This window comes from Marinococcus sp. PL1-022, from assembly GCF_033845285.1.
Lineage (GTDB): Bacteria > Bacillota > Bacilli > Bacillales > Marinococcaceae > Marinococcus.
This window is the reverse complement of the sequence record NZ_JAWXCX010000001.1, coordinates 2,406,883-2,431,544: the sequence shown is the minus strand read 5'-3', so window position 1 is coordinate 2,431,544 and position 24,662 is coordinate 2,406,883. Positions and strand designations below refer to the sequence as shown.

Annotated in this window: 22 protein-coding genes and 1 riboswitch; of the genes, 18 read left to right on the top strand and 4 right to left on the bottom strand. The window is 49.6% G+C overall.

All coding sequences use genetic code 11. The annotated features are described in order from the left end of the window. Positions 1-5: 5 nt before the first annotated feature. From SIC45_RS12540 to SIC45_RS12530, 3 genes are read left to right on the top strand one after another with little or no spacing between them, the layout of a single operon-like run. On the top strand, positions 6-2,096 hold the full coding sequence (locus SIC45_RS12540) for a BglG family transcription antiterminator (RefSeq protein WP_319632386.1): 2,091 nt from the start codon (positions 6-8) through the stop codon (positions 2,094-2,096). Positions 2,097-2,115: 19 nt separating this feature from the next. Then, complete coding sequence (locus SIC45_RS12535) at positions 2,116-2,556, top strand: PTS sugar transporter subunit IIA (protein ID WP_319632385.1); 441 nt, start codon at positions 2,116-2,118, stop codon at positions 2,554-2,556. Further along, positions 2,553-3,698, top strand: coding sequence for a mannitol-1-phosphate 5-dehydrogenase (locus SIC45_RS12530; RefSeq protein WP_319632384.1), 1,146 nt, complete (start codon positions 2,553-2,555; stop codon positions 3,696-3,698). Before SIC45_RS12535 ends, SIC45_RS12530 begins: the two co-directional genes overlap by 4 nt. Before the next feature lie 90 nt (positions 3,699-3,788). On the opposite strand, the gene SIC45_RS12525 is transcribed toward SIC45_RS12530, so the two are convergent. Continuing rightward, the gene (locus SIC45_RS12525) at positions 3,789-7,022 is read right to left on the bottom strand and encodes a DEAD/DEAH box helicase (RefSeq protein ID WP_319632383.1); all 3,234 of its coding nucleotides are present in this window, start codon (positions 7,020-7,022) and stop codon (positions 3,789-3,791) included. A 160-nt stretch (positions 7,023-7,182) separates the two neighbouring features. Between SIC45_RS12525 and SIC45_RS12520 the strand changes: the two genes are divergently transcribed. After that, positions 7,183-7,803 carry an HD domain-containing protein gene (locus SIC45_RS12520; protein ID WP_298787114.1) on the top strand — a complete coding sequence of 207 codons (621 nt, stop codon included), beginning with the start codon at positions 7,183-7,185 and terminating at the stop codon, positions 7,801-7,803. A gap of 39 nt (positions 7,804-7,842) precedes the next feature. On the opposite strand, the gene SIC45_RS12515 is transcribed toward SIC45_RS12520, so the two are convergent. Further along, the gene (locus SIC45_RS12515; protein WP_319632382.1) at positions 7,843-8,484 is read right to left on the bottom strand and encodes an HAD family hydrolase; all 642 of its coding nucleotides are present in this window, start codon (positions 8,482-8,484) and stop codon (positions 7,843-7,845) included. 277 nt (positions 8,485-8,761) lie between these two features. Between SIC45_RS12515 and SIC45_RS12510 the strand changes: the two genes are divergently transcribed. Beyond that, positions 8,762-10,213, top strand: a complete 1,452-nt coding sequence (locus SIC45_RS12510) for a SulP family inorganic anion transporter (RefSeq protein WP_319632381.1) — start codon at positions 8,762-8,764, stop codon at positions 10,211-10,213. Between the two features lie 46 nt (positions 10,214-10,259). Continuing rightward, complete coding sequence (locus tag SIC45_RS12505; protein ID WP_319632380.1) at positions 10,260-10,679, top strand: universal stress protein; 420 nt, start codon at positions 10,260-10,262, stop codon at positions 10,677-10,679. A 52-nt stretch (positions 10,680-10,731) separates the two neighbouring features. Here SIC45_RS12505 and SIC45_RS12500 read toward each other — a convergent pair whose 3' ends face one another. Next, positions 10,732-11,622 carry an HAD family hydrolase gene (locus SIC45_RS12500; RefSeq protein ID WP_319632379.1) on the bottom strand — a complete coding sequence of 297 codons (891 nt, stop codon included), beginning with the start codon at positions 11,620-11,622 and terminating at the stop codon, positions 10,732-10,734. 129 nt (positions 11,623-11,751) lie between these two features. Further along, a riboswitch (purine riboswitch) is annotated at positions 11,752-11,849 on the top strand. A 62-nt stretch (positions 11,850-11,911) separates the two neighbouring features. Here SIC45_RS12500 and SIC45_RS12495 point away from each other — a divergent pair. The 12 genes from SIC45_RS12495 to SIC45_RS12440 all read left to right on the top strand — a co-directional run bounded on the left by SIC45_RS12495 (position 11,912) and on the right by SIC45_RS12440 (position 22,661). Continuing rightward, positions 11,912-13,189, top strand: coding sequence for an NCS2 family permease (locus tag SIC45_RS12495; protein WP_319632378.1), 1,278 nt, complete (start codon positions 11,912-11,914; stop codon positions 13,187-13,189). A 189-nt stretch (positions 13,190-13,378) separates the two neighbouring features. After that, positions 13,379-13,942 carry an RNA polymerase sigma factor gene (locus SIC45_RS12490; RefSeq protein WP_319632377.1) on the top strand — a complete coding sequence of 188 codons (564 nt, stop codon included), beginning with the start codon at positions 13,379-13,381 and terminating at the stop codon, positions 13,940-13,942. Further along, entirely contained in the window at positions 13,932-14,702 is a 771-nt protein-coding gene (locus tag SIC45_RS12485; protein ID WP_319632376.1) for an anti-sigma factor domain-containing protein, read from the top strand. Before SIC45_RS12490 ends, SIC45_RS12485 begins: the two co-directional genes overlap by 11 nt. 354 nt (positions 14,703-15,056) lie before the next feature. Further along, positions 15,057-16,283 (top strand): ABC transporter substrate-binding protein, encoded by a 1,227-nt coding sequence (locus SIC45_RS12480; protein ID WP_298787098.1) that lies wholly within the window; start codon positions 15,057-15,059, stop codon positions 16,281-16,283. After that, positions 16,264-17,118: an ABC transporter permease subunit gene (locus SIC45_RS12475; protein WP_319632375.1), complete on the top strand. Its 855-nt coding sequence runs from the start codon at positions 16,264-16,266 to the stop codon at positions 17,116-17,118. The genes SIC45_RS12480 and SIC45_RS12475 overlap by 20 nt, the downstream gene beginning before the upstream one ends. Before the next feature lies 1 nt (position 17,119). Continuing rightward, positions 17,120-17,902, top strand: a complete 783-nt coding sequence (locus SIC45_RS12470) for an ABC transporter permease (RefSeq protein ID WP_298787094.1) — start codon at positions 17,120-17,122, stop codon at positions 17,900-17,902. 12 nt (positions 17,903-17,914) lie between these two features. After that, entirely contained in the window at positions 17,915-18,835 is a 921-nt protein-coding gene (locus tag SIC45_RS12465; protein ID WP_319632374.1) for an ABC transporter ATP-binding protein, read from the top strand. Positions 18,836-18,849: 14 nt separating this feature from the next. Then, positions 18,850-19,272 (top strand): TVP38/TMEM64 family protein, encoded by a 423-nt coding sequence (locus SIC45_RS12460; RefSeq protein WP_319632373.1) that lies wholly within the window; start codon positions 18,850-18,852, stop codon positions 19,270-19,272. Continuing rightward, positions 19,262-19,516: a hypothetical protein gene (locus SIC45_RS12455; RefSeq protein ID WP_319632372.1), complete on the top strand. Its 255-nt coding sequence runs from the start codon at positions 19,262-19,264 to the stop codon at positions 19,514-19,516. The genes SIC45_RS12460 and SIC45_RS12455 overlap by 11 nt, the downstream gene beginning before the upstream one ends. Continuing rightward, positions 19,513-20,118, top strand: a complete 606-nt coding sequence (locus SIC45_RS12450; protein ID WP_319632371.1) for a CDP-alcohol phosphatidyltransferase family protein — start codon at positions 19,513-19,515, stop codon at positions 20,116-20,118. Before SIC45_RS12455 ends, SIC45_RS12450 begins: the two co-directional genes overlap by 4 nt. Then, a complete protein-coding gene (locus SIC45_RS12445; protein WP_319632370.1) occupies positions 20,105-21,538 on the top strand; it encodes an NAD(P)/FAD-dependent oxidoreductase in 1,434 nt (477 codons plus the stop codon). Before SIC45_RS12450 ends, SIC45_RS12445 begins: the two co-directional genes overlap by 14 nt. A gap of 25 nt (positions 21,539-21,563) precedes the next feature. Then, entirely contained in the window at positions 21,564-22,661 is a 1,098-nt protein-coding gene (locus SIC45_RS12440) for an NAD(P)/FAD-dependent oxidoreductase (protein WP_319632369.1), read from the top strand. 326 nt (positions 22,662-22,987) lie between these two features. Here the strand turns inward: SIC45_RS12440 and SIC45_RS12435 are convergent, their stop codons facing one another. Next, on the bottom strand, positions 22,988-24,586 hold the full coding sequence (locus SIC45_RS12435) for a peptide chain release factor 3 (RefSeq protein WP_319632368.1): 1,599 nt from the start codon (positions 24,584-24,586) through the stop codon (positions 22,988-22,990). Positions 24,587-24,662: the final 76 nt, after the last annotated feature.

Sequence of the window (24,662 nt, the reverse complement as noted above, 5' to 3'; positions counted from 1 at the left end):
AACCGATGGAATATCTTACGGGCCGGGAACGGGAACTGCTGCTGCATCTTCTGCATCATCAGGAGCTGAAGCCAGTGGCTGAAATAGCTGAAGAGATGAATGTAAGCTCCCGTACTATCCATCGGGACCTTGATAAGCTGGAGAGCTGGATTGTCGGCGAAAAGGTTGAACTTGAAAGACGGACCGGAAGCGGTGTGCGGCTGAAGGGAGCGGAGGAGGATCTTGAAGAAATCAGACTCCGCCTCCAGCGTCCTGCCGTTATTGAATATACGCCGGATGAACGCCGTACTCTGCTGATCTGTCTCATTCTGGAGTCAGACGGGCCCGTTAAATTAACGGCGCTCGGCGCAGAATTAAAAGTAACTATAGCAACGATCAGCCAGGATTTGGATAAACTCAAAGACTGGCTTGAGCTATTTTCCCTCATCCTTGTGAGACGAAGGGGCTACGGGGTGGAGGTTCAGGGCCCGGAAGCGGCTAAGCGCCGGGCGATGAGCAGCCTGATTGCAGAAAATGTGGAAGAAAAGGAGCTGCTCAGCTCAATCCGTCACCACATTTATGAACGAAATGTGCAAACTGAACAGGGGCGTGTAGCTGCACGTCTGCTTGATATGGTTGGAGAAAACCACTGGTCGACGGTGGAGCAGGTGCTGTCGAATATGCAGGACCAGCTTCCGCAGAATTTTGCCGACAGTGCCTATATCGGTCTGATTGTCCATTTAACCCTGGCGATTGAGCGCATCTCGGTGGGAGAGAGCATTGATATTAATGCGGATTACATGGAGAACCTGCGTGAAACGAAAGAGTTTGCGATTGCAGAAGCTATTATTCAAAAGCTTGAGCGTGTACTTGAGCTTTCCATTCCAGAAGCAGAAATCGGCTATATTACGATGCATCTGCGGGGGGCAAAGCTTCGGACGCCGGTGGAAAACCAACTGGAGGTAGAGCACCTGCCAGTGGCGATGAAAGCAAAAGCGTTAATTCAGGAGATGGAAAGGTTAACGGAGGAGCCACTTGGGAAAAACCATTCCCTGTACGAAGGGCTGGTGGCTCATCTCGAGCCGGCCCTGTACCGGCTTAGTGAAAACATGAGAATCCATAATCCGTTGATGGAATCTATTAAAGAGAATTATGCTGATTTGTTTGCAAAGCTTCGTCAGGCAGCTGATACCGTGTTTACGGAGAGCTATCTCCCGGATGCCGAGGTTGGTTTTCTCGTTCTTCATTTTGGAACGGCGATAGAGCATGAAGAAGCTGCCTCTCCTCTCCATGCGCTTGTAGTGTGCTCGAGCGGTATCGGTTCGTCAAAGCTGCTCGAAAGTCGGCTGCGGAAAGAGGTGCCCGTGCTCGGAGATCTCGAAAATGTGAGTCTGCTCGATCTCGAGGAAATGAATATGGACGACTATGATTTGATTATCTCTACGATTCCACTGGATCCTCAGCCGCTTCCTCATTTAGTTGTTCATCCTTTTTTAAATGAAGAAGATACAAAGGCAGTCCTCCGGGCAGCGGACTCCATCTACCGGCAGCAGAGCAGAGCCGGGGTGTCAGTGAAACGGAAGGAAGCACTTGAAACGCCGCTCAGCTTATATGAAATACAGCTTTGTGCGGATTTAACCGTACAGATGTATCATCATTTTTATATGAGAAAAGTGACGGGCGAAAAGAACGCCGAAGAAGCAGTTCACTGGATCATGGGCGAGGTAAAGAAAGAAAATATCGTTCAGGATGCCGAAAGCATCGCAGAGGAGATCTGGGAAAAGCAGGCGAAGGGGTTTGCGATTCCAGGAACCAATGTGGCGTTGTTTCATACTCGAAGCACTCTGGTGAATCAACCGTCGCTGACGCTGTGGGAGCTCGAAGCACCGGAGGCGCTTACAGCCATGGACGGCAGGATCACGGACGTTGACCGTCTTTTGGTCATGCTTGCACCGGAGCAGGAACGAAAAGAAGTATTTGAGCTGATGAGTGTCATCAGCGAAGAAATGCTGATGAACCCCGATCGGCTGGATGTCCTCAGGAGTGGAGAAGAAATTGACATTCAAAAGCATATTGATGAAGTTTTTCGGGAATGGTTGAAACGGAAAATAAATTAAGGAGAAGGAGAGAAATCATATGACTAAACCAGTACTGCAGCAGGAAAATGTGAAATTGAACGTATCGCTCGGGGGAAAAGAGGAAGCCATTCGTGAAGCGGGAGGCGTTCTTGTTGATAACGGATACGTGCAGCAAAAGTATATTGACAGCATGCTCGAGCGTGAAAAAGTGACATCGACCTTTATGGGAAACGGGGTTGCGATTCCGCACGGTACGGAGGAGTCGCGCGAATGGGTGGACCATTCCGGTTTGTCAGTGGTCCAGGTGCCGGACGGAGTGGATTTTGACGGCAATGAAGTAAGAATTCTGATTGGTATCGCCGGCAAAGGTGATGAACATCTAAACATTTTATCGAAGATTGCAATTGTGTGTTCCGACGAAGACAATATCGAAAAAATGGTCCAGGCTTCCTCTAAGGAAGAGCTGCTTGATGTAATCGGAGAGGTTGAACTTTCATGATCGCGGTACAGATAGGCGCTGGAAACATCGGCCGTGGGTTTATCGGACAGGTGCTGTCTGATGCCGGATACGAGCTGTATTTTGCTGATGTTAATGATTCCCTGATCGATCAGCTGAAGGACAAGGGCGAATATGTGGTAGAGCTCGCTGAAGACGGAGCTTCTGCGCAGACCATTTCAGGAGTGCAGGCCTTTCACAGTGCGAAAGAGGAAGACGCTCTTGTACAGAAGCTGGCGGAAGCGGATTTGATTACGACGGCTGTCGGGCCGGCAGTATTAAAGCATGTAGCTCCCGTTATTGCAAAAGCATTAAAGCAAAAAGCTGCTGAAGGAAACGCCAGCCCGGTTAATATTATCGCCTGCGAAAACATGGTGGCCGGAACAGCGGAATTAAGGAAATACATCTGGGAGCAGCTGACGGAGGACGAAAAAACAGAATCCGGCAGCTTTGCCGGATTCGCCAATGCTGCCGTGGACCGTATTGTACCTAACCAGCCTGAGGGTCAGGGGCTGAAGGTAGTCGTTGAACCATTTTTAGAATGGGCGGTGGAAGAACCTTCGCTGAAAGGAAAAACGCCGGACATCCCGGCTGTGACCTACGTGGATGACCTCACTCCGTATATTGAGCGGAAGCTGTTTACGGTAAACACTGGCCATGCAGCGCTTGCCTACGTCGGCTTCCTGTACGGATGTGAAACGACGAAAGAAGCGATGGAGCACCCGGAGGTCTCAGGCGCCTTTGAAGCAGCGATCCGGGAAACAGGCCGCCTGCTTCAAATCAAACACGGGTTCGGTGAAAAAGAACAGAACGAATACCAGGCAAAAATCAAAGGGCGGTTTTCAAACGAGTATCTTTCCGATCCGGTGACCCGGGTGGGCCGCGGGCCGATCCGGAAGCTCGGTCCAAAGGATCGTTTAGTCCGTCCTGCGGTGGAGCTGCAGGAAGCCGGGGAGCGTCCGGAGGCACTGGCATTTGTTATCGCTGCTGCCCTTCAGTTCAATGTAACTGAAGACGGGGAGGCTGTGGAGCTCCAAAACACCATCGACCGTGAAGGATACAAAGGAGCTTTGAGCCATTACGCTGAGCTTCCTGTACATCACCCGCTGGTTGAATTGGTTGCCGGATATCTTCCGGAACAATAACAGTAAATAGAGAAGCAGAAGTGCCCAATTGGACGCTTCTGCTTCTTTTAGTTTATATGGGCAAACCTCCTCCAGAGCCCGCGCCGTTGGTCAGGTTTCCTGCACTTTTCCGGTTAAGAGCAGGCGGATGTCATTTTCGCTCAGCGTGTTCAGGCTGGTCTGCTCATCGGTGATGACCTGATCATACAGGTGGCGTTTTTCCTCCTGCATGTGCTGGATTTTTTCTTCGATGGTTTCATGAGTGATAAGACGGATGACCTGAACTGTCTTAGTCTGGCCGAGGCGGTGGGCACGGTCAGCTGCCTGCATTTCCACCGCCGGGTTCCACCATAGGTCATACAAAACTACGGTATCCGCCCCGGTAAGGTTGAGACCGGTTCCGCCGGCGCGTAATGAAATCAAGAAGACGTCCGGTCCTTCTTCTTCGTTGAAGGCTTCAGCAAGACGTACCCGCTCCTCTCCCGGAGTGCTCCCATCAAGATAATAGTAATCGATGCCTTCTTCTGCCAGCCGGCTTTTGATAAGAGCAAGCATGGAGGTGAACTGGGAAAATATAAGAAGCCGCTGACCGCCTGCTGCACCTTCATGAAGAATGCGCACGAGTTCCTCAAGCTTTCCGGAGGAGCTTTGGTAATCGGGCTCCACGAGCGAGGGATGGCAGCAGATCTGCCGCAGGCGGGTCAACAGGGAAAGAAGATGCATCCGGTTGGTGTCCGCTCCTTCTTCAAGAAGAGTATCCGCTTCCTGCTGCACGTTCTGCAGCGTTTTTTTGTATATGTCCGCCTGAGTCGTTAAAAGGTCACAGTAGGTCGTCGTTTCAACTTTTTCAGGAAGCTCTTGGAGCACTTCTTTTTTCGTGCGGCGCATAATAAAAGGGGAGGCTCTGTCACGCACCTCTTCGGGGCTCCAGGAGGAAAACAGTTTTTTGCTTGGGAACAGCCCGGGCATTACAACGCTGAATATCGCCCGCAGCTCATCGAGTCTGTTTTCCACCGGGGTTCCGCTTAGTGCAAAGCAGTATTTGCTCCGGAGCTGCTTCACGGCTTTTGCTGTTTTAGACCCGGCGTTTTTGACCGCCTGGGCCTCGTCCAGGAAAATTCCGCGGAAAAACGTTTCCCCGTACCATTCAGCGTCCCGGCGAATCAAAGGGTAGGAGGTAATGAAAATATCGCTTTGCTGCTGGATCTGCTGCTCGCGTTCTTTTTTGCTGCCGGAAACGACGGTCACTCTTAACGATGGAAAAAAGCGCTCGGTTTCCTTTTTCCAGTTATATAAAAGTGAGGAAGGGGCGATAATAACAAACGGTTCTCCTCCAGGATTTTCCCTGTATTCTGTCGCAATAAAGCCAAGTGCCTGCAGCGTTTTTCCAAGCCCCATGTCGTCTGCCAGAATACCGCCAAAGCGGTAGGCGGCGAGCTGCTTCATCCACTGAATCCCCTCACGCTGATACGTCCGCAGCTTTACACCGAGCGGCTCGGCAAGCGCTGTATCTTTTTCAGCAGCACGCCGGATGTTTTCAAGCATGGCATCGACATCAAGGGTCGTCTGCCAGCGGTGGGTGCCGGAGAGGTGTTTGTCCAGATTGAACGCCTGATGGGCCGGATAGCGCACTGAATCATCTTCTTCGGCCCGGTCCGGCTTTGGCATCTGCTGCAAGGCGCGGGCGAGACGCTTCAGCATTTCATCATCGAGAGGCAGGTACCGGTCGTCTTCTGTTTTATAAAATTCCTGTCCCTCCTGGAGAGCTCTCCAGATCCCGGGCGTCTCTAAAGCGTCTGTTACAGACGAGGTGAGCGACAGCTCCATCCATCCCTCCTCGGCATGAATGTCGGAAAATAACGAGAGGCTGTCCCCGGGGATAAGCATATTTTCAACTTCCTCACTCATGAAGATATCCATATACGGCCGCAGAGCTGCCAGCTCCTTTGATAAAAAACCAATAATATTTTTCGGTGAAGAAAGGGTCAACCGGTCATTTTCCTGGAGGAATCCCTTCTGCTGCAGCCGTTGGAGCTGGAGTTGTTCCTGCTGCCGGTCCCGGGGTATAAAATAAGAATCTTCGAAAGATGGAGCGGAGTCCGTGCGAAATGCACTGTACTCTTTAACCCCGTAGCGATAGATTAAGTCTCCGGTAATCTCCCCACGGGGCCCTTTTGAGAGATATAGGGCTGTCAGCAGTGGTTCTGTGTGCAGGTTTTCCTGCAGCTTCTCATCCATCTCCAGGCAGCGGTGGTTCATTAACGGAGCTCCCCAGTGTAAAAAGGTATCGATAAATTCCTGACGGGAAAAAACGAGGCGCTTTGCTTCTGTCTGCATGAGTATTCGCTGGGCAGCGGCTGCGTTTCGCGCCAGTTCCTTTTCCGGGTAGTACAGCTGTCCGTCCCATAAACAGTATCTGCTGTGGCTGATAAAAAATGGTGCTTCCTGTTGTGGCGTGGAAAAAATCAGCGCATCGGATTCTTTTTCCCAGCTTAGAAAAAATGAATAAGGCCAATTTTCTATTACACTCCAGGGCCTTTCCCCGTAAGTGTCTGTGATATAGGCATTCGGACAGGCTTCGAGCAGGCCGAAAAGCTTTTCGACCGCATAAGGCGGTATCGCGATTTCTTTTTTCGCCCCGCTTCTTGCTATCCACTGATCCTGAAATGAAGATCCCCATTCCTCGTATCGAAGCACGGAAGCAAGCAGCTGAAGGACATGAAGATCTTCTTCTGAAAAATAGTGGAAAACAGGATCAAATGCTAAAGAAGGAGCCAGTCGGAAGGGAGTATCATTTTTCATTGCTTCAATAAACTGATGAATATTTTTCACAGCGTACCGCTGGTTTTCTCCAATTTTTACCTGAACGACTGGAAATAAAACCTCGGGTCTCCGGTTATCAACAGGAAAAGAGATTAAAAAGTCAGCATGTATTTGGGTGCCTATATCCTCGACCCGTGACTGGAAGGGCGAAAAGTATTCCAGAAACTGGTCTTTCACTGCGTCGCTTTCGTCTGAGTCAGCGAGGCTGGGCGAAGCCGGCGTACTGGTGAAGGCAGGGGCCTCGAGGAGCAGAGCAATGAGATGACGGCAGGGAGCGGACGAGGAATGATAAAAACGGTCGCAGGAACAGTACATTTCCTGAATGGTATGACTTCCGTCAACAGCAATAAAAACGTCTTCCGGAAAAGGAGTGTCCTTTACGACTGCTTCAATCTGCCGGGTCTGCATCAGGGTTTCTTCTGTCATATGGGCAATTTTATATAAATCATACAGCCGTTTTCCTTCTGAGTATGTAGTTTCATCGGTCATCTGGCGTATAGCGTCCGCGGCAAATAAAGCCAATCTTCACCCTCCTTGCAACGCTGGAAATACTATCTTCCGTACGTTTTTCCCTGCCCGTATTTTAGCATATTACTGCCTGAAAAAGGGAATAAAAGTACATACAATCACGCCTGCAGCAGGTATAATATAAAGAAAGAGATCGTCGGAAGGAGAGGTTCTTATGGATATCAGGCAGCTGATTCATGAAGCGAAACAGGAGGCGTGGGCGTTTTTCGCCCATACAGATCCCGCGCATGACTATTGGCACACTGAGCGGGTCGCAGCGCTTGCAGGGGACATTGCTGAAAAAGAAGGGGCGGATCCTGATATATGCATCCTGGCAGCCTGGCTTCATGACATAGGGGACGAAAAGCTTCTCGAAGAAGGGGAAGACGGAGAACAAAAAATCATGCGCTGGCTGGAGCACAATGAAGCCGACGAAGAATTAAAGCAGCATGTTATGCAGATTGTTTCTTCTATTTCCTTCCGGCACCATAAAGAACGGGCCCCGGAGACTCTTGAAGGGAAGGTGGTGCAGGACGCAGACCGTCTGGATGCCCTGGGCGCCATCGGAATTGCCCGTACGTTTGCATATACCGGGCACATCCATCAGCCGCTGCATGATCCGCGTCCGGAATACCGGAACGAGCGAAACAGCGCGATTCAGCACTTTTTTGATAAGCTGCTGAGGCTTAAAGGTATGATGAATACGGATACTGGTCTTGCCATTGCAACCAAACGCCAGCGGTTTATGGTCAGCTATCTGGAGGAATTTTACAGCGAATGGGAAAGAAAGGCATAAAAATGGGGCTGGCCGGTTTTACGGACAGCCCTTTTTTAATTAGGATGAAGGGGCATTTGTGACGTATTCCAAAATTTCTTCGGGGCGTTCAAAACGAAGTGTCGGCGAAGTGTTTTCCGGGTGAACCGCGCCCCAGCCGGCTAGACCGAAAGCCGTGCCTGCTTTTTCGGCACTTTCACTGTCGTGCTGCGTGTCGCCAATATAGATAGTATTGGAGGCCTCTGCTCCGCTTGTTTCCATGAAGGCCCGAAGCGGCTCTGGGGAAGGCTTATGATGGGCGGTGTCGTCGGCACTGATAATGTAAGAAGCAAACTGCTGCAGACCGAATGGTTTCATTTCATGCTCAAAGGCCTCGCGTGTTTTAGAGGTGACAATGCCAACCTGATAGCCCTGAATGTTCAGCCCTTCGAGAAGCTCCTGAATGCCGGGGAACATATCAATCAAAAACCGGTTTTCCTCAAGGTACGCAGCCCATTTTTCCTGCACCGTGCGTCGCTCATCGTCCTGCAGGCCTAGCCGGTTTAAAACGTCCTTCTCTGGAATGCCGAGAAGCGGCCGCAGATTTTCGTTTTCAATAATTTCCCCCGTGGTTTCCTCTACAGCACGCCTCAGTGATTTAATAATGGCGTCCTCTGTATTAATAAGTGTTCCGTCTACATCAAAAACAAAAGTACCGTACATATTGACTCCTCCTAATAGATATCTCGTTATTTGGTTTTCCCGAGTTTTCCGATTTTCAATCAACGGAAAAAAGCCCGGCATGAGAGAGCGTTTACATAAAAAACCTTCATGTAATCTATTGAAAAATTGATGTGATATGCTACACTTTGATGGTTCGTGACGTTGGTTTTCATACAGATGAAGACCTGAAAAAAGAAAGCATGTGAGACGCGCAACAGGCCGGAATGTCCACATGCAACAAGGATAAAGAGTATAAAAAAAGAGAGGAGAAAAAAGTTTGAATTTTTCACAACTGAAAACGGAGTGGCTCGGAAACATTAAAGGGGACGTGCTGGCAGGTATTGTCGTTGCGCTCGCTTTAATACCGGAGGCAATTGCCTTTTCAATCATTGCCGGCGTAGACCCACAGGTTGGGCTTTATGCTTCTTTCAGTATGGCGGTAATGATTGCAATTGTAGGAGGAAGACCCGGGATGATCTCAGCAGCGACGGGGGCTATGGCTCTTTTGATGGTAACGCTGGTTGCTGATCATGGCCTGCAGTATCTGCTTGCGACCACCATATTGACTGGAATCATTCAGCTTCTGATTGGTTTCAGCGGACTGGCCCGCTGGATGAAATTCATTCCAAGGTCGGTGATGGTTGGTTTTGTGAATGCTCTCGCTATTCTGATTTTCCTTGCCCAAATAGAGCATTTCCGGGGAAATGGCTTTTGGCCGTTTGTTCTGGCAGGTATTGCCCTTGCTATTATTTACCTGTTTCCTAAACTTACCGGCGCTGTGCCTTCAACGCTTGTAGCTATCATTGTCGTCAGCATGGTGACCGTGTTTGGAGGTATTAATGCCAGTACAGTAGGAGATATGGGCACGCTTCCAAGCTCCTTCCCTGTGTTTCTTCTTCCGGATATACCTCTGACGCTTGAAACGCTGATGATTATTCTGCCATACGCTCTGTCATTATCAGTCGTTGGTTTGTTGGAATCACTGCTGACTGCGACCATCGTAGATGATATGACAGATTCAGAAAGCAACAAGAACCAGGAAGCGCGCGGACAGGGGATTTCCAACGTCGTTACTGGCTTCTTCGGCGGTATGGCATCGTGTGCTATGATCGGGCAGTCGGTGATTAACGTAAAATCTGGCGGGAGAGGCCGGCTTTCTGCTTTTGTAGCAGGTGTATTCCTGCTGTTTCTGATCCTCGTGCTTCAGGGGCTTGTCGTTCAGATACCAATGGCAGCACTTGCAGGCGTTATGATTATGGTATCGATCAGCACATTCGACTGGGGCTCGCTTCCAATGCTTGCGAAAGCACCTAAGACCGACTCTATTGTTATGATCGTTGTGGTTGCTACAGTCGTGTATACGCATAATCTTGCGATCGGCGTGGTTGCCGGCGTTATTTTGAGTGCTGTGTTCTTTGCAGCCAAAATATCAAAGGTTCATGTGAGTAAAACCATTAAGGACGAAACGACCCGTGTGTACCATGTGGACGGCCCGTTGTTTTTCGCTTCAGTGACGGACTTTGTGAAGAGCTTTGATTACAAAGAGAATTTCGATAGAGTGGAAATTGATTTATCACGAACCCACCTTTGGGATGACTCTGCAGTCGAAGCGATTGAAAAGGTCAGACTGAAGTTTAAACAGGAAGGCACGAAAGTACACTTTACGAGCATTAACGAAGAAAGCTCAGAATTAATGCGCAAGCTGGAAGGAATGTCTTCCGGTCACTAAGAAATAAGTTAAGGATACAGAACTGTTAATGGAGAGGGGAATGTCTGTGTACCAAAAAGTATTACTCGCAGCAGATGGATCCGACCATGCCCGCCGTGCTTCAGGGCATGCGGTAAAGCTATTAAAAAATGTGCCGGACGGAAAATTGGATGTTATTTATATTATTGATAAGGATCAATCCAAATCGGACGTGCTGCATTACGGAAACAAGGAAATTATTCAGATGAAGCGCCGGGAGCAGCTTGAAGATCTCGAAAACGACCTGAAGGAAGCGGATATTTCGTATGAGGTTCATATCGAGCACGGGGAACCGGGGCCGACCATTGTCTCGTTCGCAAATAGCGGAGCGTATGACTGTCTTGTGATTGGGAGCCGGGGGCTTAACCAGCTTCAGACGATGGTGCTCGGCAGCGTCAGCCACAAAGTGGTGAAGCGTGTGCAATGTCCGGTGCTTGTCGTAAAATAAAACCGTCTGCTGTGGCAAAAGCTGCAGCAGACGATTTTTTTATTGCATGCTTTTAGCGCGGCTCTGCTTTTCGTTTCGTGGAAGAAAGCACGTAATCATATACAGCCTGAGCAACTCCGTGATCATCATTATGACTGGTTTCTTCATCTGCAAGGAGCTTTACGTCCTGTTCGGAATTTTCCATGGCGATCGCAGTATCGGCGTAGTGGAACATGGATACGTCGTTAAAGTTGTCACCGATCGCAAACGTGACAGCGTCCTCCCAGCCTGCCTGTATACGCAGGTGATGGAGGCCGGCCCCTTTTTCGGTATTTGGGTGCATAAATTCGAGGTTTTCCCGGCCTGAAGACGTAATGGAGACGTCCTGGCGGATTTTCCACGCGCTTCGGACGGCAGCAAGCTTATCCTCGAGCGGGGAGAGCATCAAGAATTTATAAACGTGTACATCTTTGCCCTCAATGTCTTCGAGTGAGCGGAGCTGATGCATGTGGAAGCGCCCGGTATTGTATTCTTCTTTTCGTTTAAACTCTGCCATGCGGTCTTCATAGTCGTCGTCTTCTTTTACGAGCTCATGAGCATCCTCCATAAAATACTGCCAGCCCTTCGGCATATAAAACATGCCTTTGTTCGTGTAAACATGAAAATAGACGCCAAAGTCTTCAAGCGACTGCACGACGCGGAGTGCTGTTTCCTTTTCCATGACGTTTTCGTATACGACGGAGCGGCCCTGGTTTACGATGGCCCCGTTCATCGAAACGATGCCATCAGCTTTAACGCCGGCGTCTTCAAGCAGATGCTCCACATCCTCAATTCCTCTGCCGGTGGCAATCACGAGCTTGTGTCCTTCAGCCCGCATCCGGTTTAACGCCTTGGCATTCTGCTCAGATATATATTTTTTTGAATGGAGAAGAGTTCCATCCATATCAATTGCTACTACGTTCATTCCTGTCACCTCTTATGTAACGCCCGGGGCGTCCGAATTATACATTCAGAATAACACGAAAGTTCAAATGAAAGTTAATAATAGTTGACGAATTGGCTGGAAGGAGCTATACTCCTTAATTGGAAGATAATTTGACAATCAAAAATGACTCGTATAATCGAACGAACTGGGTTCGATGTTTCTACCGGGAGCCGATTTTCCCGACTACGTGTCTCTGTGTGATCCTTCACGCAGAGGCACTTTTTTATGGTTAAAAATCATATACAGGAAACTAAAGGAGAATGGAATCATGCTAAAAAAATTATTTCAGCTGGAGGACCATCAGACAACGGTAAAAAAAGAATGGACGGCGGGCTTAACCTCCTTTTTTACCATTGCTTATATATTAATCGTCAATCCGGCTATTTTATCTGATACAGGAATGCCGTACGAATTCGCCCTACTGGCTACGGCGCTCGTGACAGCTTTTGGATGTCTGCTTATCGGGCTGTGGGGCAATGCCCCCATCATTTTGACACCGGGCATGGGAGTGAATGCTTTTTTCGCGTATACGCTCGTGATTGGAATGGGCTGGACGTGGCAGCAGGGGCTTGCCATTGTCCTTCTTTCAGGGGTTTTGTTTTTAATAACGGCGTTGACGCCGCTTGCAGGAAAGCTGGCAAAAGCGGTGCCGCTGTCGCTCAAGCAGGGCATCACAGTCGGTATCGGCGTGTTTTTAACCTTTATCGGCCTGCAAAAGGGCGGGCTCGTGCAGGGGGACGCGGAAACATTTGTCGCACTTGGCAATCTGGCAGAGCCATCTGCGATGCTGACGCTTTTTGGTCTCATAATCATGCTGATGCTTGTCGTCCGCAAAGTGAAGGGTGCTTTTCTCATCGGCATTGCTGTTATATCACTTGTCGCGGGGCTGTTTGGGCTCAGCAGCAGCGACGCTGGAGAAGCGGCGGCAGCTACCGGGAGCTACGCCTCGGTATTTACTGCAGCTGACTTTTCCGCATGGTCGTCTATTCCGTTTTGGACGGCGGTTTTTTCTTTGACTATGATTATCGTTTTTGAAAGCATGGGGCTTTTACACGGCCTGCTGGAGCGGAAAGAAAAGTTTGGCCGTTCCTATCAGGCGGCAGCGGTTACGGCTTTTGGCAGCGGCTTTCTCGGTACGTCGCCGACAATTCCAGCCGCAGAAAGCGCTGCGGGAGTGGCAGAAGGAGGGAAAACAGGACTGACGGCGGTCGTCACCGGCCTGCTGTTTTTAGTGGCTCTCCTCTTCACACCGCTCCTGGGATTTATTCCTGAAAGCGCGATTGCTCCTGTTCTGATTATTGTCGGGGGGATGATGGTGCAGGAAATCCGCCATATTTCCTTTGATGATGCCTCCGAATGGTTCCCGGCCTATTTGGTCATCGGGATCATCCCGCTTACGTACTCCATTGCGGATGGCATTGCCTTTGGCTTCATAGCGTATCCGCTGCTGAAAATGGCACTTGGAAGCCCGCGGGCCGTTTCGCCGGTCATGTACGCTATTTCATTTCTCTTTTTCCTGCATTATGTATTTACCTACATGGTGTAGCCCCCGCCTCCTGGGTGGGAATTTTTTATTGGCAGAAGCGGTAAAAACGCTTACGATAGATAAAGGAGATGCATACACCATAGAATTACATACATTTTTTCGAGGGAAAAGAGATCCAATACGGGGGTACGTTACGTAAGCTGACTACATACCTCTTTTCCCACGCAATTTGAAAAAAGGAGAAGACCTATGTCAAAGTTATCGGATAACGATTTGTATGAGCGCATACGAGAGCGTGATAGAGAAGCGCTCGAACTTCTGTATGATCGTTACGAACGGCTGCTTTATTCATTCGCTTACCGGATGACTAAGGATCAGCAGATAGCCGAAGAGATCATGCAGGATGTTTTTATGAAAATTTGGCAGGGGAAGGGAAGTGCTGTCTACCAGAAAGATAAAGGGTCGCTTTCCTCCTGGCTGCTTACGATTACACGCAACGCCTCGATTGATGCCATCCGGAGAAGGAAGCCGGAAGTAGAATGGGATCCGAGGGATTCAAAAGAGGAAACGAAAGGGGTGGAAGAGCAGGTGGAGCTGAAAGAAAGCAACGAAGAGCTTGAACAGGCGATCGCGCTTCTTTCAGAGGAACAACAAAAAATCGTCCGCCTGTTTTATTTTCAGGGGCTGTCCCAGCGTAAGATCGCAGAATCCTGCGATATACCGCTCGGTACTGTAAAGGGCCGGATCAGGCTTGCCCTAAAGAAATTAAAAGAACACCTCTCCAGGGAACGGAGGGTTGATTATGGCGAGTAATAAACAAGACTGGTTGTTTGATTATATAAATGGTCTTTTGAATTCAGAAGAAGAACGGGAGTTTGAAGCCTGGCTTGAAACCGATGAGGAAACGAGGCAGGAGCTTGAGGAAATGCAGGCGATTATGGGAGAACTGCCCCAGCATATCGAACCGCAGGACCCGCCGGCCGGTATGAAAAACCGGGTTATGGAGCATGTCGTCGGAAGAGAGCCAAAAGAGGAAATCACGACGGCAAAACCAAAAAGAAAATGGAGCGCTTTGGCAGGCGCACTGGCCGCTGTACTGCTTGCTTCCATAGGCACGAACGTTTACCTTGGCACACAGTGGCAGCAGGCAGCTGAAGAACGCGAAGAACTCGCCGGAGACCTTGGAGAAATGCAAACGGCTCTTTCAGAGCTTGAAGATTCTTCACAGCAAACGGGTGAAGTGATTGCTTCCCAGGAATTTGCCGCAACAGAAAATTCGCAGGGAAGCGGGACGGTCACGCTGCTTAATACTGAACAGCAGGGCGAAATGGCTGTCCACGTAGAAGGGCTTGAAGATTTGGAGAATAGCGAAGTTTATCAGGTTTGGATGGTCGGGGGCGATCAGACGGTCCCTGCCGGATCCTTTACTACAAATGAAAATGGCAGCGGCTCCGTAGTTGTACCTTCAGATGCCGTCAATGAAGAGTGGGACGCTGTAGCGATCACAAGAGAACCTCAGCCAAACAATGAAACTCCGCAGGGAGAAATGGTCCTCGAAGCTCCACTGTCCTAAGGGGCTGCGAAAAAACCGGAAGAAATTCCGGTTTTTTTGTATGTTCAGGCACGCTCCCGCCATGGGAGCAAAGCGCCGTAAAACAATAATAGTGCCCAAAGTACTCGCAATTTATGATCCATCCATATATTTGTTTCGTTAGCTGAACGAAAATCTAATATAAAAGGGAAGCTGATCTTACATACCAATCTGAACTGCCTGCTGAAGCTTAACACTTTATGTTCAGAGAGGCTGCCCTTTAATGGGCAGTCTTTTTGTGTACAGGCATCAAAAATGGTATGTATAAGATACTAATAAAAGGGAAAAGAAACAATGCATGGAATAAGTTCATTAAGAAGGGAGAAAGTGAAACGGATGAACTGGAAAATAATCGCAGCCGCAGGGACGGCGCTTGTCGCCGCTGGGTGCTCCGGAGGCTCAGAAGAAAGTGAAACATCATGGGAGGAAAAGGATTGGGAGGAAATTGAGGAAGAGGCCGCTGGAACTACCGTGGAATTACATATGTGGGGCGGCGACCAGGGAACCAATGAATACATAGATGAGTGGGTGGCCCCGCGTCTGGAGGAGCAGTACGACATTACGCTGAATCGAAATCCGATTGAAACCGAAGATGCGCTGCAAAACCTTTATTCTGAAAAAGAAGCGGGGACCGAAGAAGGCACGATGGATATCATTTGGCTGAACGGCGAAAATTTCCGTAACGCAAAGGACAACGAGCTTTTATACGGCTCCTTTGCAAACGCTCTTCCGAACGTGGAGGATCATATTGATATGGAGGCTGATACAAACGCATACGATTTCGGCACGCCGGTGGAAGGAATGGAGGTACCCTGGGGTTCGGTGCAGTTTACCTTTATGTATGATACTGAAAAGGTTGATACTCCTCCAGACAGTATTGAAGAGCTGGCCGCCTGGGTGGAGGACAACCCGGGAGAGTTCACGTATCCGGAAGCGACCGACTTTACCGGGAATGCGTTTTTGCGCCATTTTATTTACAATAACGTCGAAGCCGAAGAAGTCATTGAACAGGGCTATGATGAAGAATGGATCGATGAACAAACAGGCAGTATGTGGGAGACTCTGCGGGAGATGGAGCCGGATTTATGGCGAGACGGCGAAACGTATCCGTCGTCGCTCAGCCAGCTGGACCGGCTGTACCGGGACGGCGAAGTGTCTATGACTATGGGCTATAACGAAGCAAGAGCGGAAAGCCTGATCCAGGACGGCACGTTTCCGGAAACAACGGATACCTTTGTGTTTGACAACAATTCGATCGGAAACACTCACTACCTGTCGATTCCATTTAACAGCACAAATGTGCCGGGAGCGATGACTGCGATCAATTACCTGGTGTCCCCGGAAGCCCAGCTGCAGAAACAGGCACCGTCGATGTGGGGGGACAGTACCGTGCTTGACCTTGATACGCTCTCAGAGGACATGCGCCAGGAATTTATTGAGCAGGACCGCGGCGATTCCGTGCTGGATACTGAAGTACTGAATGATGCTTATCAGCCGGAAATGGATGCGGGTTATGTAGAGTGGACCGAAGACCGGTGGGAAAATGAAATTGTTCAAAGGTAAAAGCATGATAGCTATGCTTTTACCGGCACTTCTTGTTACGGCAGGGCTTTCTTTCTACGCGGTCGCGGTACTGTGGATGCGGCTGGGCGCAGAAGAGAGTCCGTTAGCTGTCCTTAATGACGTAGCTTTGCTGCCTTCTTTTTGGGAAAGCATCAGCTTCAGTCTTGGAGTGACGACCGTCTCCACCCTTCTGTCTCTAGGGATCGGGGTGGCGGCCTCTAAGCTGCTTTTTGGGAAAAAGCGAAGCGCCGGTGCCGGGGCGCTGTTCTGGATTCCGATGGCTGTGCCCCATTTTGTGGGAGCGTATCTGGTCATCTGGTTTTTTTCACAAAGCGGGTGGGCGGCGTCTCTCACGCAGCAGCTGGGCTGGATCGATAATAGAACAGAGTTCCCCATCCTGACAAATGATACTGGCGGCATCGGCATTATTTTATCCTACATATGGAAAGAGGTGCCCTTCGTAGTACTGATGACAGCGCCGGTCTATCTGGAGATGAATAATTCGGTAAAGCATGCTGTGGCAACGCTTGGCGGCGGGCCATTCCGCAAGTTTAAGGACGGGGAATGGCCTTATTTAAAAGCAGTCACCCTGGAAACGGGAGTAATTCTGTTTGCGTTTGTATTCGGTGCCTTTGAAGTGCCGGGACTGGTGGGAGCGACCCGCCCGGAAATGATTGGTGTTACCATTTTTGAATGGTACAGCGGCGGTAACTGGGAGGAACGTCCTTATGCCTACGCAGTATCGGCCTGGATTGGCGTGGTATTCATTGCTCTTAGCGCTCTTCTAATGTGGTATACCCGTCGGCTTCGTATCCGGATATGGAGGGGGGAGTAGCATGAAAAGAAAAGCAGCGGCAGCCGCTTTTGCACTTTGCTTTGCAGTTCCTTTGCTTGCACTCGTTGTACAGAGTTTTGCGGCGGAATGGCCGTTTGGGGAAATTTGGCCGCTGGCATGGACACTCGACGGCTGGAGAGTGCCGTTTAGCGACCCGCTGCTTGCAGAGGCCTGGGGACGGACGATTCTTATTGCCCTTTGTGTGGCGGCTCTGAATCTGGTGATTGGCATGCCGGCGGCCAAAGCGCTTGTCGTCCGGGAATTCAGGGGAAAGGAACTGATAGATGCCATGCTTTTAATTCCTGTGCTTCTTCCCATCACAGCCCTTGCTGTCGGACTGCACATTTTTGCTTTGCAAAGCGGTACAGCAAATACATGGTACGGGGTCGCTTTTTTTCATCTGCTCCCGACACTTCCGTACACAATTCGTATCATTCGTGCCGGCTATGAGCGGATAGGAAGAAGCCAGTATGAACAATCGAGAAGCCTTGGCGGCGGGGCAGCTGCCAGATTTTTGCTGATTGAGTTTCCTCAGATGACTGCTTCTGTGCGTGCAGCTGTCTTTTTTGCAGTCGTTATTTCTGTCAGCCAGTTTGCCCTGACTGTTATTATAGGAGGAGGAACGGTTACGACCATGGCGGTATTGTATTATCCATACACAAACAGTGCGGCACCGTCAGCTGTCAGCGCCTTTTCGTTAATGGCAGTCGCGCTTCCGGCGGCAGTCGCGCTTGCTGCTGACGGAGTGCTCAGAGTCAGTACGAAAATTTTAAAATCGTGGTAGGGGTAGGGAAATATGTCATACGTGTCAGTTCAGAACGGAAGCAAGATCTATCAGGAAAACCAGGTGCTCCAGAACGTAAACCTCGAGCTGAAAGAGGGGGAAAATAGAAGCCTGGTCGGGAAATCCGGAACAGGGAAATCAACGCTTTTACGCTGCATCGCCGGTATTGATACATTTTCAAGCGGTACGGTAATAATTGATGGAGTAAATGTAAATGAAAGGCCGGCAGAGAAGCGCCCTGTCGTTTTAATGTTTCAGCAGCCGCTGCTTTTTCCTCATTTAACGATTCTGCAAAATGTTACGTACGGTTTGAGGATGAAGCGAATACCCAAAAAAGAACGCACAAAAGCCGGCAGGCAGCTGCTCGAAAAAATGGAAATAGCGGAGCTTGAAGCACTGTATCCGTATCAATGCTCTGGAGGACAGCAGCAGCGTGTGGCTCTTGCAAGGGCAATAGCTGTAACGCCGAAAGTACTGCTGCTTGATGAACCATTTTCGAGCCTGGACAGTTCTTTACGTAAAACGATGCGCCGCTGGGTGAAAAAAATACTTGAGCAGGAAAACATCACCTCCATGTTTGTCACACACGACCGCGAGGAGGCGTTCGACATGGGAGAGAGTGTCAGTGTCATGGCTGGCGGAGAAGTTATAGAAACAGGTGATAGAGACAAACTCATGCGGGTGCCGGAGCGAAAAGAGACCGCTTCGCTGCTTGCAGATGGATGGTGGTTTCCGGAGAAAGGCTTTGTCCCGGCTGAAGCTTTGCGGGTGACAAAGGAAGCGGGGAAGGATTATTTCGCAGCTGAGGCAGGGCCGGTAAAAAAACAGTACGGGCTGTGGATTCAGACGTTTTATGAAGTCGGGGGCGCCCAATCTGTGACCCTGGCTGTGAATGAACCATTTCGCGGAAGAACATTTATAACCCCGGCTTGAAAAGGAGGCAGCGTATGAGCATTAAAAGTATTATAAAATATGTTGTCTTTCTGACAGCTGTTGTGACAATCGCCTGGTTGAACGCCGAAGTGTTCCGGTTCTCGCCGCAGGCGGTAAGGGATGAAATTTTAATACTCGGTGCCTGGGCTCCTGTTATTTACATTGCGGCCTGTATGCTCCGGCCGCTTATTTTATTTCCAGCTTCGATTATGTCGCTTGCCGGCGGGCTCGCTTTTGGTCCGGCTGCAGGCGTGATATACATCTTAATTGGCGGGACCAGCGGGGCTCTGCTCGCATACGGAGTCGGGAGGCTGCTCGGGAAAGAATTGTTTCAGACAAAAATGAAAGGAAAAATGGAAGTCTGGAGAAGGAAGCTCGAAGCGGAAGGCTTCCGGGCAACGCTTTTGATGAGGCCTTCTGCCCATATTGAATTTTGACCTTGTGAGCTACGTATGCGGACTGTCCAGAGTCCGACTGTCTTCCTATACCGCAGCTACCGTTATTGGACTGCTGCCGGGAGCAGTTGGCTACAGCTTTTTAGGCTCGGGACTGTTAACCGGGGAATGGAAATATATAGTGGGAGCGGTCAGCGTTTTTGCAGCTCTTTTAACCGTAGTTGTCATTTTACGGAAAAAAGGGTATGAAAATAATATAAACAATGTAAATGGGGATCTGCAATGATTGATACACACGCCCGGAAATGGGCAGACCCGGTCATAGACAAAACCGCCGATTGGTTTCTGAACCGGCGTTGGACAGCCAATCAGGTAACTGTTCTTGCATTTGGCATCGGGGTGCTTACAGGACCGCTTATTTATTTTGATGCTGCGTGGGCAGCCTTTATCTGCCTCTGGATTTCAGGGTTTTTAGACACCGTGGATGGTGCAATGGCGAGAAAAACCAGTCCGTCCGCGTTTGGAACGGTGCTTGATATTACGTTTGACCGCCTCGTGGAAGCGAGTGTTCTGCTTGGGCTGGCCTTCCGGTATCCGGATTTAATGTGGCTGCTGCTTCTGTTAAGTGTCTCCATACTGTTTTCAATTACTGTGTTTTTAACAGTGGGAAACATGTCAGAACGGAGCGGAATCAAATCGTTTTATTACCAGGCGGGACTAGCCGAGCGGACCGAGGGATTTATTTTGTTTTCCGTCATGATGCTTTTTCCGGCTATTTTACTTTATTCCACTGCTTTATTTTTATTTGTCGAAACATTTACTGCTCTGCAGAGACTGCTGGAAGCAAAACGATTATTAAAGGAGCAGGATGACAATGCCACAGATTGACTACGATTTAATAGTGCTTGGGGGCGGGTCCGGCGGGCTGACCGTGGCGTCCGGAGCGGCGCAGTTTGGCATGAGGACCGCTTTGGTCGATGACAGGGAAAATCTTGGAGGCGAATGCCTCCATGCCGGTTGTATACCGTCGAAAGCATTTGTGACTGTCGGAAGAGAAATACAGAACGCCCGGAAAGCAGCAGAAGAATTCGGTCTGCAGCTGGATGGAAACGCTGATTTCGAACGGGTGAAAGAAAGAGTGAGAAATGCGGTAGCCGATGTGCAGGAGCTTGATGATATAAGCGGATTCGAAGCGCTTGGGATTGATGTATACATGCGGCGCGGGGAATTTATGGATCCGCATCACCTGTACCTTGAGGATGGAAGTGTCCTTGGCGGAAAAAGAATCGTCATTGCTACCGGCTCGAGTCCGAATGTGCCTCCTATTGAAAATCTAGAGCTTCTGCCTTACTACACGAACGAAACGATTTTCGAGGCGGAGAAGCTGCCGGAAAAACTGGTGTGTGTCGGAGGCGGCCCGGTTGGTATGGAGCTTGCCCAGACGCTCGCACGAATCGGCTCTTCTGTGACGGCGGTAGACTCGGGGGATCGCATTTTCTCAAAGGAAGAAAAGGAAATTGCTGAACGGGCGCAGAAGGAATTAGAGAAGGAAATCCATTTTATTCCTAACACCCGGGTGGTACGGCTCGAAAAAGAAAATGGGCGTGTGTATGCTGTTACAGAAGGAGAAACCGAACAGAAAATCGAAGCGGATGCGCTTTTGCTTGCGGCAGGGCGTGTGCCGAACACAAATAACATAGGATTAGAAAAAGCCGGTGTGAGGGTAAAGAAAGATAGGAGCGTCGACGTCTCGGATACCATGCAGACGTCTGTGCCGCATATCTACGCCATTGGCGATGCAAGCGGGGGCTATATGTTTACGCACGCGGCCGGTATGGAGGGCCAGACGGTGGTTTCCAACGCTGTTTTTGGGCTGCGCCGGAAAATTAATTATAATGCGCTCCCCTGGGCGTATTATACCGAGCCGGAGATTTTTCATCTGGGTGTGACCGAAGAAGAAGCTAAACAGCTTGAAGGCGTAGACGTCCGTATTTACCGTATTGAAGGAAAACAGGTGGACCGGTTTCTGGCTGAAGGCGACCCGGTTCCTTTAGTGAAAATTATTACTGATCAAAAAGGAAACATCATCGGAGCGCATGCTGTCGGACGCCATGCGGCTGATTGGATGCAGCAGGTCACCGCAGCAAAAACGTGGAAGAAGAAGCTGCGTTCATTTTCGAGTGTGGTTTATCCGTATCCGGCTCATGGAGACATCGTGAAAAAAGCAGCGGATGAATACTGGCGGAAGGCTTTGTTTAACAGTCCGGTCAACAAGGTACTTAAAAAGTATGTAGCATGGTTTCGGTAATTGAAAAGACAGAGGAGGAAATACAGTGACTAAACGAGTGATATTCGTCGGAGCAGGCCACACCCATCTTTCCGTGATAAAAGAGTGGAAAAAAAAGAAAAAAGACGTAGAGTGGATTCTTATTTCCCCGGGACAGTACCAGTATTATTCAGGCATGTACTCAGGCTATATGGAAGGGCGCTACGCTATCGAAGACATCCGTGTTCCGCTTCGGTCATTCTGTAACGAAAACGGAGGCACATTTGTTTCGGCCAAGGTTACTTCCATTGATCCGGAGCAGAATATTGTGCTCACCAATGCAGGTAAAGTTATGCATTTTGACTATTTGTCCGTAGATATCGGCGCCCAGCCAAAAGGGCTTGAAATTCCACATGTGCAAAAGCATGCGGAGGTCCTAAAAGCTAACGAAAACTTCTCGGAAGCAGTGGAAAGCATACGGACAAGCCATCACCCGGTTATTGTCGGCGGCGGTTATGCTGGAGTCGAGATGGCATTCACCACGCAGGCATGGAGAAGTAAAAACAAGTTCCAGGCGCCGGTGAAAATTATTTCGGGAAGTAAACTCCTTCCGGAAGACACAGAGGAAACGCGGCAGCAGGTGTATGATCTTCTTGATAAGAGAGGGATTGAATACTTTGAAAACGAAGAAGTGCACCAGGTGACAGACCGGACGGTAGAAACAGATTCGCTGTCCTTTCCTTATGAAGACCTGCTGTGGATGACCGGACCAAAAGCACCGGCCTGGTTTGAAGCCTCCCGGCTGCCGGTCGACAGCGAAGGCTATCTGCTCGTAAACGAACACCTGCAGTTAGTAGCGTATCCGCAAATATTCGGAGTAGGCGACTGCGTTACCATTGCCGGACATGAAGACATTCCGAAAAATGGAATATCGGCTGTTAAAGAAGCACCTGTGCTTCTTGAGAACATTAAGCGTTCCCTGAAAGGCAAAAAGCTGACCAAGTATTCGCCGCAAAAAAATTATATGGCGATTCTAAATCTCGGACGCAAGCAGGGGCTGATGATTTACGGTGACAAAGCCCGTGCAGGTAAAGCGCCGTTTAAAATCAAGCACCGGATCGACAAAAAATTCATCAAAGAACTACAGCCCTCTAGAAAAGCGTAAGAAGCCGGTTAGTGGCGCGGGATCTGGAAGCTCTTTTGCCAAGTGGCTCTTTCACTTGGAAAGAGGAGCTGAAGAGACCTGCCGCCACTGGCTTCTGAAGCTGGACAGGAAGAAAAGCGTAGATGCCCGATCAGGTGCGACAGGCACTTCCCGGCTGCGCAGAGCAGCCTGCTGCTCGGAGTCGGACGGAAAGTGACCCGAGCGGCTGGGCATCGAAGCTGGACAGAGAAAAGCGTAGATGCCCGCTGAAGGCATGAAATAAAAATCCTTTTTATAACGTAAAAAACGGACTGCCTGGTGAAAAGGCAGTCCGTTTTGCTATCTTCCTACGTCGTCTGGCTGGAAACGAAATAGGAATTTTCGTGGAAGGAAATATCAGGATATTTGTCCTTTGCCATGTTTAACTGGAACTCATTTTCAAACAGGGCAACCAGCCGGTCGTTTCGGTCCAGAGCCAAATTCTTTTGTTTTCTGGCGAAGGTATTCATTGCCTCCGCTGGGCCGTCGACCCATCTGGCCACTGATAATGGAAGATTTTCCATCTTAATATGAGCGTTATATTCATTGTTCAGCCGGTGCTCGAGTACTTCGAACTGAAGCACACCGACTACTCCGACAATCTGCTGCTCCGGCACCCGCTGATACGTTTTAAACAGCTGGATGGCCCCCTCCTCGGTTAATTGCTGAAGGCCTTTTTCAAATGATTTGTGCTTCATCGCATCTTTAACAGAAATCGCAGCGAAGTGTTCAGGAGAAAAGTGAGGCATTTCTTCAAAAGAGAAGGTGCCTGCTTCTGCAAGTGTGTCGCCAATCCGGAAGGTGCCCGGATCGTACAGACCGATAATATCGCCGGCGTAGGCTTCCTGAACGATGCTCCGGTCCTTGGCAAGAAACTGCGTTGGCTGGTGCAGCTTCATGTTCTTGCCGATGCGGACGTGGTTGACCTGCATACCTGGAGAATATTTGCCCGATGTAATTCTCATAAAGGCAATCCGGTCGCGGTGTTTTGGATTCATGTTCGCCTGGATCTTGAAAATAAATCCGGAAAAATTGTCACTGAGCGGGGAAACGAAGCCCTGATCGCTTTCCCTCCCGACGGGAGCGGGTGCCCATTCCATGAAATACTCCAGGAAATTCTGCACTCCGAAGTTTGAAACAGCGCTGCCGAAAAAGACAGGCGTGAGTTCACCACTTTTGATACGCTCTTCATCGTACGCATCCCCCGCTACATCAAGAAGCTCAATTTCCTCCTGGAAAGCAGCCAGGAGCTGTGGATCAATTCGCTCCTTCAGCTTAGGATCGTCGGTGCCGTTTACATAAACGACTTCCGTCTGGGACGGGGAATCCGGATTGAACCATTCTACTTTTTTGGCATGGCGGTCGTAGATACCGTGAAAGTCCTGGCCCATACCGATCGGCCAGTTAACCGGGTACGAACGGATACCTAAAATGTCTTCCATTTCTTCCATCAGCTCGAACGGGTCCCGTCCCTGGCGGTCGAGCTTGTTAATAAAGGTGAAGATGGGAATGCCTCTCATGCTGCAGACCTTAAACAGCTTTTTAGTCTGTGCCTCGACCCCTTTGGCCGCGTCGATAAGCATGGTTGCCGAATCGGCTGCGGTCAGCGTACGGTACGTATCTTCGCTGAAGTCTTCGTGACCGGGAGTGTCGAGAATATTGATGCGGTGCCCTCCATAGTTGAACTCCATCACGGAGCTTGTGACAGAGATGCCGCGCTGCTTTTCGATTTCCATCCAGTCACTTGTGGCGTGACGCTGGTTTTTCTTTCCTTTAACGCTTCCGGCTTCGCGGATAGCGCCTCCAAAGTACAGAAGCTTTTCTGTTAAGGTCGTTTTCCCGGCATCCGGGTGCGAAATAATGGCAAACGTCTTTCGCGATTCGATTTCGTTTTTCCATGTAGCCATTCGTTATATCCATCCTTCGTTTAAATTTGCTGATCATCTGTCCGCGTTCGTAAGCACTCTTCCTATCTTAATAGAT

Coding starts and splice junctions, on each gene's coding strand:
- SIC45_RS12540 (WP_319632386.1), top strand. CDS start 6: ATGGAATATCTTACGGGCCGGGAACGGGAACTGCTGCTGCATCTTCTG.
- SIC45_RS12535 (WP_319632385.1), top strand. CDS start 2,116: ATGACTAAACCAGTACTGCAGCAGGAAAATGTGAAATTGAACGTATCG.
- SIC45_RS12530 (WP_319632384.1), top strand. CDS start 2,553: ATGATCGCGGTACAGATAGGCGCTGGAAACATCGGCCGTGGGTTTATC.
- SIC45_RS12520 (WP_298787114.1), top strand. CDS start 7,183: ATGGATATCAGGCAGCTGATTCATGAAGCGAAACAGGAGGCGTGGGCG.
- SIC45_RS12515 (WP_319632382.1), bottom strand. CDS start 8,484: ATGTACGGTACTTTTGTTTTTGATGTAGACGGAACACTTATTAATACA.
- SIC45_RS12500 (WP_319632379.1), bottom strand. CDS start 11,622: ATGAACGTAGTAGCAATTGATATGGATGGAACTCTTCTCCATTCAAAA.
- SIC45_RS12495 (WP_319632378.1), top strand. CDS start 11,912: ATGCTAAAAAAATTATTTCAGCTGGAGGACCATCAGACAACGGTAAAA.
- SIC45_RS12490 (WP_319632377.1), top strand. CDS start 13,379: ATGTCAAAGTTATCGGATAACGATTTGTATGAGCGCATACGAGAGCGT.
- SIC45_RS12485 (WP_319632376.1), top strand. CDS start 13,932: ATGGCGAGTAATAAACAAGACTGGTTGTTTGATTATATAAATGGTCTT.
- SIC45_RS12480 (WP_298787098.1), top strand. CDS start 15,057: ATGAACTGGAAAATAATCGCAGCCGCAGGGACGGCGCTTGTCGCCGCT.
- SIC45_RS12475 (WP_319632375.1), top strand. CDS start 16,264: ATGAAATTGTTCAAAGGTAAAAGCATGATAGCTATGCTTTTACCGGCA.
- SIC45_RS12470 (WP_298787094.1), top strand. CDS start 17,120: ATGAAAAGAAAAGCAGCGGCAGCCGCTTTTGCACTTTGCTTTGCAGTT.
- SIC45_RS12465 (WP_319632374.1), top strand. CDS start 17,915: ATGTCATACGTGTCAGTTCAGAACGGAAGCAAGATCTATCAGGAAAAC.
- SIC45_RS12460 (WP_319632373.1), top strand. CDS start 18,850: ATGAGCATTAAAAGTATTATAAAATATGTTGTCTTTCTGACAGCTGTT.
- SIC45_RS12450 (WP_319632371.1), top strand. CDS start 19,513: ATGATTGATACACACGCCCGGAAATGGGCAGACCCGGTCATAGACAAA.
- SIC45_RS12445 (WP_319632370.1), top strand. CDS start 20,105: ATGCCACAGATTGACTACGATTTAATAGTGCTTGGGGGCGGGTCCGGC.
- SIC45_RS12435 (WP_319632368.1), bottom strand. CDS start 24,586: ATGGCTACATGGAAAAACGAAATCGAATCGCGAAAGACGTTTGCCATT.